At 71.2% G+C, this 8,069-nt stretch carries 8 protein-coding genes and 1 pseudogene; 5 read left to right on the top strand and 4 right to left on the bottom strand.

Annotation, left to right across the window (positions count from 1 at the left end):
- Both AB0O67_RS35300 and AB0O67_RS35295 read right to left on the bottom strand, forming a co-directional pair.
- A partial coding sequence (locus tag AB0O67_RS35300; RefSeq protein WP_365459523.1) for a PfkB family carbohydrate kinase occupies positions 1-257 on the bottom strand: 257 nt, incomplete at its 3' end.
- A complete protein-coding gene (locus AB0O67_RS35295) occupies positions 242-1,150 on the bottom strand; it encodes a pseudouridine-5'-phosphate glycosidase (protein ID WP_365459520.1) in 909 nt (302 codons plus the stop codon). The genes AB0O67_RS35295 and AB0O67_RS35300, both read right to left, overlap by 16 nt.
- A gap of 98 nt (positions 1,151-1,248) precedes the next feature.
- Here AB0O67_RS35295 and AB0O67_RS35290 point away from each other — a divergent pair, with 98 nt between their 5' ends.
- Positions 1,249-1,677, top strand: coding sequence for a VOC family protein (locus AB0O67_RS35290; protein WP_365459517.1), 429 nt, complete (start codon positions 1,249-1,251; stop codon positions 1,675-1,677).
- A 42-nt stretch (positions 1,678-1,719) separates the two neighbouring features.
- Here the strand turns inward: AB0O67_RS35290 and AB0O67_RS35285 are convergent, their stop codons facing one another.
- Together AB0O67_RS35285 and AB0O67_RS35280 are read right to left on the bottom strand one after the other, a co-directional pair.
- Positions 1,720-2,274 (bottom strand): methylated-DNA--[protein]-cysteine S-methyltransferase, encoded by a 555-nt coding sequence (locus AB0O67_RS35285; RefSeq protein WP_365459514.1) that lies wholly within the window; start codon positions 2,272-2,274, stop codon positions 1,720-1,722.
- Positions 2,275-2,326: 52 nt separating this feature from the next.
- Positions 2,327-3,049: pseudogene (locus AB0O67_RS35280) on the bottom strand (glycerophosphodiester phosphodiesterase).
- 281 nt (positions 3,050-3,330) lie between these two features.
- On the opposite strand from AB0O67_RS35280, the gene AB0O67_RS35275 reads away from it, so the two are divergent.
- From AB0O67_RS35275 to AB0O67_RS35260, 4 genes are all read left to right on the top strand, one after another.
- Positions 3,331-4,191: an MHYT domain-containing protein gene (locus AB0O67_RS35275; RefSeq protein ID WP_365459511.1), complete on the top strand. Its 861-nt coding sequence runs from the start codon at positions 3,331-3,333 to the stop codon at positions 4,189-4,191.
- A gap of 40 nt (positions 4,192-4,231) precedes the next feature.
- On the top strand, positions 4,232-6,382 hold the full coding sequence (uvrB, locus tag AB0O67_RS35270; protein ID WP_365459508.1) for an excinuclease ABC subunit UvrB: 2,151 nt from the start codon (positions 4,232-4,234) through the stop codon (positions 6,380-6,382).
- Positions 6,383-6,542: 160 nt separating this feature from the next.
- Complete coding sequence (locus AB0O67_RS35265) at positions 6,543-7,121, top strand: TerD family protein (protein ID WP_365459505.1); 579 nt, start codon at positions 6,543-6,545, stop codon at positions 7,119-7,121.
- Between the two features lie 67 nt (positions 7,122-7,188).
- Positions 7,189-8,069: TerD family protein (locus AB0O67_RS35260; protein WP_365459502.1), on the top strand; the 881-nt coding region annotated here is incomplete at its 3' end.

Below are 8,069 nucleotides of genomic sequence, written 5' to 3'. Positions count from 1 at the left end.
AGCGCCCGCTCGTGCCACGCCGCCGCGTCCGGCCCGACCCGCCCCAGCAGCCGTACGTCCGCGCAGCCCCAATGGGCCGCCCAGCAGGCCACGTTGGCGCCCGCGCCGCCGGGCAGCGTCCGGATCACGGCGGCCGTGTCCGTGCCCCCGGACAGCGGTCCCCGGTGCCGGGCCACGACGTCCGTCACCACGTCCCCGACGATCAGCAGAGCGCCGCCCGGCGCGCCGGGCCCCGGCCCGCTCACGTCCCGGCCCACGCCGCCGCGATCCGCGCCGCCAGCCGTACGTTGCCGTGCACCGCGGCCAAGTTGGCGCTCAGCGAGGCACCCTCCGTGTGCCGCACCAGGTGGTCGAGCAGGAACGGTGTGACGGCCTGTCCGGTGATGCCCTCCGCCTCGCACGCCTGCAGCGCGTCGGCCAGCACACGCGCGTGCAGGCCGGGATCGAGCTGCTCGGCCTCCGGCACGGGGTTGGCCACGATCAGCGCCGACTCCGGCCCGCCGACCGCGTCCTGCGCCCGCATCACGTCGGCCACCTGCCGCGGGCTGTCCAGCATCCAGTCCACGGGGTGCCCGGAGTCCGACAGATAGAAGCCGGGGAAGCGGTCCGTGCCGTAGCCGGCCACCGCCACGCCCAGCGTCTCCAGCCGCTGCAACGTCGCCGGCACGTCCAGGATCGACTTCACGCCCGCGCACACCACCGTGATCCGCGTCCGCGCCAGCAGGCCCAGGTCGGCGGACTCGTCCTGCGTCACCGTCCACTGCCGGTGCACCCCGCCGAGCCCGCCGGTCGCGAATACCCGTACGCCCGCCAGCGCCGCCAGCAGCGCGGTCGCGGACACCGTGGTCGCCCCACTCGCCCCGGCGGCCACGGCGAGCGGCAGATCGCGGTGGCCCAGCTTTCGGATGCCGTCCTCGTTCGCGATCCGCTCCAGCTGCTCCTTGTCCAGGCCGACCCGGGGCTGCCCGTCCAGCACGGCGATCGTGGCCGGTACGGCGCCCTCCTGCCGTACCGCCTCCTCCAGCTCCAGTGCCACCCGCAGATTGCGGGGGCGTGGCAGCCCGTGCGCGATGATCGTGGATTCCAGCGCCACCACGGGCCGACGCGCCTGGACCGCCTCCCGGACCTCTTCGGACACCACCAGCGTCACGCGCCTGCCTCCTGTCAGTCGGTCTTCCCTCATCTCTGGCGGGCGGCGCGCCCCGTCAAACCCTTGCGGCCGGTGCCGGACGGCACCAGCCTGGGAGCATGACGGACAACACCGCACGTCTCGACCACGTCGTCCTCTGGGTGCGCGATCCGGTCGCCGCCGCCGACTTCTACGAGAATGCGGTCGGTCTGGAGCCGGTCAGGCTCAGCGAGTTCGCCGCGGGGCAGGTGCCCTTCCCCTCGGTGCGCGTGAACGACGAGACGATCATCGACCTCATGCCGCGCGGCGCGGCGGAGCGCATGACGATGCTCCCGGGCGCTGCGGACAGTTCCGGGCATCCCGTGAACCACGTCTGCCTCGCCCTGCCCGAGGGCGACTTCGACGCCCTGCGCGACCGCCTGGGGGAACGCGCGGTGCCCATGACGGACATGGGACACGACTCCTTCGGCGCCCGCGGCAACGCACGGCGCAGCTTCTACTTCCGGGACCCGGACGGCAACCTCTTCGAGGCGCGCCACTACGCCTGAGACGCCCGCACCGGGGGCCCGAGGGTGGGCCCCCGGCCCGTCTCAGAACAGCGGCTCGGGCAGCACGCCCTCCAGCGCGAGCAGCTTCCGCTTGGTCTCCAGACCGCCGCCGAACCCGCCGATGCCGCCGTCGCTCTCCACGACCCGGTGGCAGGGAACGACCACGGGCAGCGGGTTGGCGCCCATCGCCGTCCCCACCGCCTGGGCGGCGCCCGGCTGACCGACCCGGCCTGCCAGATCGCCGTACCCGACGACCGAGCCGTACGGCACGCCGGACGCCAGTTCGCGCAGCACCTCGCGGTTGAAGCCCGAGATCAGCGACCAGTCCAGCGGCAGCTCGAAAGCGCGGCGCTCGCCCGCGAAGTAGGCCTGGATCTGTCGTATCGCCTCGGTCAGCAGCGGGGAGCCGGGTGCCTCGACCGGCTCGACGCCCAGCCGGGACGCCAGCCGGCCGAGCGCCTTGTCACGCACCGGGGGAGTGGCGTGGAACACGACGTTGACCAGGCCCTCGCCGGTCGCGGCCAGCAACAGCGGACCGATGTCGCCGGCGACGACGGCCCACACGACCTGCTGCTCGTACTGCCCATGGCTGTCCATGCGCCCACCGTACGACCCGCCACCGACAACGCCCCCGTTCCGTGTCGGAACGTCACTGCCCGCCCAACGCGTCCCTGACGACGTCGGGCTTGTTGGTGATCACGCCGTCGACGGCGTACGAGGCGACCTCGCGGGCCGTCGCGGCGTCGTCGACGGTCCAGGTGAAGACCTCCAGCGGCCTGCCGTGCGCACCGGTGATCGCGCGCACGGCGGCGACGTAGCCGGCCGTCAGGGACGTGCGGGAGGGATTGATCTGGTCGACGAAGCGCCCCTGGCTCCGCACCTGGGCCAGGGACGGCGTACCGAGCAAGCCGGTCTTCACCGCGGGCTTGAGCTCGTGCACGGTCCGCAGGCTGTCCGCGCCGAAACTCTGCATGATCAGCCGGTCCGCCAGGTGCCGCCCGTCCAGCCATCCCTCGTCGCCGAGAACCTCAGCGTCTCTGCCCTCGATGCCCGGGTACAGCTCCGGCTGCTTGATCTCCAGGAGCAGCTTCTGGTGATGGCGCCGCAGGGTGTCGTCGTGCAGGACCACGAGCTGGCCGTCCTAGGTGCGCCGCACGTCGTTCTCGACTCACTCGATGCCCAGCTGGGCGGCCTTGTCGACGGCGGCCAGGGTGTTCTCGGGCGCATAGGCGGAGGCGCCCCGGTGGGCCGGCACCACGGGAGACCCGGCAGCATCGCCGTCGGCCCCGGCCCCGGCGCCGTAGGCGGGGAACAGCACGGCGATGCTCCCCAGGAGCGCGGTGGTCGTGGCGGCAACTGCGCGCGCGTGCATGCGTACTCCTCGCGTCGAACCGATCACGGAAAGGACCCACCGTGGCAGCGGACGGCCAACGCCAGAGGGGTACAGGATGGACACAGATTGAATGGAGTTGCCCGGGACCACTCACCGTTACGGCACAACTGGGGCAGAGCCGTGTTTCTTTGCCGGAAAGTCGTTCGACCATTCCGGTGCGAGTCATACTCTCTGCCTCAACCCTGACCGCTCGGGCGGTTCCGGGAGGGGGAGCATTTCATGGTATTCCGGGACGGAATGGGGCGGAAGGGCAGCCGCGCATGCAGGGCACGGTCGATGGATTCAGCTACGGCCTCGTCACACCGCTGGTGGCCTTCGTCATGGCCTGTCTCGGCGGTGCCCTCGGCCTGCGCTGCACCACCAGAGCCCAGCTCGTGGGCGGCTCATGGCGCCCCGGCTGGCTCGCCCTCGGCTCCCTGGCGATCGGCTCCGGCGTCTGGACCATGCACTTCATCGGGATGATGGGCTTCACGGTCCACGAGGCCCCGATCCACTACGACAAGCCGTTCACCTACGCCAGCCTGGGCGTCGCCATCCTGATGGTCGGCGTCGGGATCTTCATCGTCGGTTACCGGGGCGCGTCCGGCACCGCACTGTTCACCGGTGGCACCGTGACCGGCCTCGGCATCGCGTCCATGCACTACCTGGGCATGGCCGGCCTGGAGCTGGACGGAAAGCTGGAGTACAACACGGTGACCGTCGCCGCCTCCGTGCTCATCGCCATGGTCGCCGCCACCGCCGCCCTGTGGGCGGCCGGGCAGGTCAGGGGGCTCCTGTGGAGCGTGGGCGCCAGCCTCGTCATGGGTCTCGCGGTCAGCGGCATGCACTACACGGGCATGGCGGCGCTCAAGGTCCACGTGCACGGCACGGCCGGCCCCGCGGCGGGCGACGCGCCCGCCGCCCTGCTCGCCCCGATGCTGGTCGGCCCGCTCGCCCTGCTGTGCCTCGCGGGCGTCGTGGTCCTGTTCGACCCGTTGATGATCATGGGCAGGCCCGCCCCGCCCCGCCCCGAGCCCAAGCCCGGTGTGCCGGCCCACGTGCCGCACCGGACCCGCAGGATCGCGCTCCGCACCCGTCGGCCACCGGCCCGCAGCGGCTCCCGCACCCCGCAGAACCGCTGATCGGAGCCCGTTGTCGGTGCGGGGTCGTACGGTTGATGCCATGCGGCCCGTTTCCAGCATCGAACGCACGGTGGCGCCCTTCGAGGTCGTCAGTCCCTACCAGCCCAACGGCGACCAGCCGGCGGCCATCGCCGACCTCGCCCGGCGCATCGAAGCCGGCGAGAAGGACGTCGTGCTCCTCGGCGCGACCGGCACCGGCAAGTCCGCCACCACCGCGTGGATGATCGAGAAGCTCCAGCGCCCCACCCTGGTGATGGCGCCGAACAAGACGCTGGCCGCCCAGCTGGCGAACGAGTTCCGCGAGCTCCTGCCGAACAACGCCGTCGAGTACTTCGTCTCGTACTACGACTACTACCAGCCCGAGGCGTACGTCCCGCAGTCGGACACCTACATCGAGAAGGACTCCTCGATCAACGAGGAGGTCGAGCGCCTGCGCCACTCGGCGACCAACTCGTTGCTCACCCGCCGCGACGTCATCGTCGTCGCCTCGGTGTCCTGCATCTACGGCCTCGGCACCCCTCAGGAGTACGTCGACCGCATGGTGCCGCTGCGCGTCGGCGACGAGATCGACCGCGACCAGTTGCTGCGCCGCTTCGTCGACATCCAGTACACGCGCAACGACATGGCCTTCACCCGGGGCACCTTCCGGGTTCGCGGCGACACCATCGAGATCTTCCCGGTCTACGAGGAGCTGGCCGTCCGCATCGAGATGTTCGGCGACGAGATCGAGGCGCTGTCCACGCTGCACCCGCTCACGGGCGAGATCGTCAGTGACGACCAGCAGCTGTACGTCTTCCCCGCCTCCCACTACATCGCGGGCCCCGAGCGCATGGAGCGAGCCGTCAACGACATCGAGAAGGAGCTGGCGGAGCGGCTCGGCGAGCTGGAGAAGCAGGGCAAGCTCCTGGAGGCCCAGCGGCTGCGGATGCGCACGACGTACGACCTCGAGATGCTCCGCCAGATCGGCACCTGCTCCGGCGTGGAGAACTACTCGATGCACTTCGACGGCCGCCTTCCCGGCTCCGCGCCGAACACGCTGCTGGACTACTTCCCCGAGGACTTCCTCCTCGTCATCGACGAGTCGCACGTCACGGTGCCGCAGATCGGCGCCATGTACGAGGGCGACGCCTCCCGCAAGCGCACCCTCGTGGACCACGGGTTCCGGCTGCCCTCGGCCCTCGACAACCGCCCGCTGAAGTGGGAGGAGTTCCAGCAGCGCATCGGCCAGGCCGTCTACCTGTCCGCGACTCCCGGCCAGTACGAGCTGTCCCGCTCCGACGGTGTCGTCGAGCAGATCATCCGGCCCACCGGCCTGATCGACCCGGAGGTCGTGGTCAAGCCCACCGAGGGCCAGATCGACGACCTGGTGCACGAGATCCGCGCGCGCGTGGACAAGGACGAGCGCGTCTTGGTCACCACGCTCACCAAGAAGATGGCCGAGGACCTCACCGACTACTTCCTGGAACTCGGCATCCACGTCCGCTATCTCCACAGCGACGTGGACACCCTGCGCCGCGTCGAGCTGCTGCGCGAGCTGCGCGCGGGCGAGTTCGACGTCCTGATCGGCATCAACCTCCTCAGGGAGGGCCTCGACCTCCCCGAGGTCTCCCTGGTGGCGATCCTCGACGCCGACAAGGAGGGCTTCCTGCGCTCCGGCACCTCGCTGATCCAGACCATTGGCCGCGCGGCGCGCAACGTCTCCGGTCAGGTCCACATGTACGCCGACAAGATCACCCCGGCGATGGAGAAGGCCATCGACGAGACCAACCGCCGCCGGGAGAAGCAGGTCGCGTACAACACGGCGAACGGCATCGACCCGCAGCCGCTGCGCAAGAAGATCAACGACATCGTCGCGCAGATCGCGCGCGAGGACGTCGACACCGAGCAGCTGCTGGGCACGGGCTACCGCCAGTCCCGCAAGGACGGCCGCGGCACGAGGGCACCCGTGCCCTCCCTGAAGGAGCACGCGGTCAAGGACGCGAAGCCCGCCAAGCGCGCCAAGGGCAAGGCCAAGGAGACCGTGCCGACCGACCGCCCCGCCGCGGAACTCTCCGAGCAGATCGAGGAACTGACGGAGCGCATGCGCGCCGCCGCCGCGGACCTGCAGTTCGAGATCGCGGCGCGGCTGCGTGACGAGGTGTCCGAGATGAAGAAGGAACTGCGTCAGATGAGGGAGGCCGGCCTGGCCTGATGGGCCGGCGGGACCGCTGTGGCCTCGCCGCGGCTGCGCTGTGTTGCAAGACCGACACAAAGTGCGGAGCGGAGTACGTCGCTGTCAGTGCCCCTGCGTAAGGTGCTCGTCATCCGCGGCTTCGCGGCAACAGGGGAATGCTCGAGAGGGGAATCAGCGCGTGACCGTCAACATGACCAAGGGTCAGGCCATCAGTCTGCAGAAGAACGACGGCGGCACCCTGACCGCGGTGCGCATGGGTCTCGGCTGGCAGGCGGCCCCGCGGCGCGGCCTGTTCGGCTCGCGCACGCGGGAGATCGACCTCGACGCCTCCGCCGTCCTGTTCGCGGACAAGCAGCCGGTCGACGTCGTCTTCTTCCGCCACCTGGTGAGCGACGACGGCTCGGTCCGTCACACCGGTGACAACCTCGTCGGCGGTGTCGGCCAGGGCGGCGACGACGAGGCGATCCTCGTCGACCTGCAGCGCCTCCCAGTCCACATCGACCAGATCGTCTTCACCGTGAACTCGTTCACGGGCCAGACCTTTCAGGAGGTGCAGAACGCCTTCTGCCGCCTCGTCGACGAGACCAACGGCCAGGAACTCGCCCGCTACACGCTCGCCGGCGGCGGCGCCTACACGGCCCAGATCATGGCGAAGGTGCACCGCGCGGGCACCGGCTGGTCCATGACGGCCCTCGGTACCCCGGCCAACGGCCGCACCTTCCAGGACCTGATGCCGTCTGTCCTGCCGCTCCTCTGAGGCGGCGGGCCTGAGGCCCTGAGCGAGCGGTACACGACAACAGCAGTCACACGGGGGGATTGAGGCGATGACGGCCGAGCTGGTGCGGGGGCAGAACCATCCGCTCTCCCAGGCCCGCCTGGAAATCAGGGTCTCGGCCGGCAAGCCGATCGTGGCCGCGGCCACGCTCAGCGACGAGCAGGGCAAGGTCCGGGACACCGAGCGAGTGGCCCACCCGGGCACACCCACCCTGCCCGGCCTGGAGGTGCCCCGCCAAGCGGCGGCGGCCCACCGCCTCGCGGTGGACCTGGACGCGATGCCGGACACCGTGCATCGCGTCCATGTGCTGCTCGCCCTGCCCACCGGCGCCGGGGGGCCGGCCCGCTTCGGCGCGGTGGCCGCCCCCTTTGTCGCGGTCACCGGGCTGGACGGCACCGAGGTCGCCAGCTACACCATCACCGGCCTGGAGGCCGAGACGGCCGTGGTCGCCCTGGAGCTCTACCGCCGCCAGGGCGTCTGGAAGGTGCGCGCCGTCGGCCAGGGCTACGCCGGCGGCCTCGCCGAGCTCTTCGCCGACCAGGGCGTGCCCCAGGCGCACCAACTCGCCGCCGCCATCAACGACGCGGTCGCCCAGGGCATGGCCCGCTCCGTGGCGGCGCCCCCGCCCCGTACGACGGACGGCGACCGCACCCGCCAGGCCGCCGCACCCACCCGTGGCCAGGACCACGGTGGCTCGCCGTACGGCACGCAGACGCCGCAGGGCACCACGGCGGGACGCACGAGCTACCCGGGAGGATCCGTTCCCCCCGACCCCTCCGCGTCGGCCGACTCCTCCGCGCTCACCCAGCCGTCCGTGCCCGCGGGCGGCCCGATCGACTACCACCACCCGCGCCGCCGCCGAGCAGGACCTCCTCGTCATGCTCGCCAGCACCTTCCGGGAACCCGAGCGCGAGATCGCGTACGTCTCCA

This window comes from Streptomyces sp. NPDC086077 (genome assembly GCF_040686175.1).
In the GTDB taxonomy this organism is placed as follows: domain Bacteria; phylum Actinomycetota; class Actinomycetes; order Streptomycetales; family Streptomycetaceae; genus Streptomyces.
Note: the sequence above shows the minus strand (reverse complement) of the source record. Positions and strands in the feature narration are given on the sequence as shown.

Bases quoted from the DNA above. Each gene is read 5' to 3' on its own strand.
- AB0O67_RS35290 (WP_365459517.1), top strand. From the start codon at position 1,249: ATGACGGACAACACCGCACGTCTCGACCACGTCGTCCTCTGGGTGCGC.
- AB0O67_RS35285 (WP_365459514.1), bottom strand. From the start codon at position 2,274: ATGGACAGCCATGGGCAGTACGAGCAGCAGGTCGTGTGGGCCGTCGTC.
- AB0O67_RS35275 (WP_365459511.1), top strand. From the start codon at position 3,331: ATGCAGGGCACGGTCGATGGATTCAGCTACGGCCTCGTCACACCGCTG.
- uvrB (WP_365459508.1), top strand. From the start codon at position 4,232: ATGCGGCCCGTTTCCAGCATCGAACGCACGGTGGCGCCCTTCGAGGTC.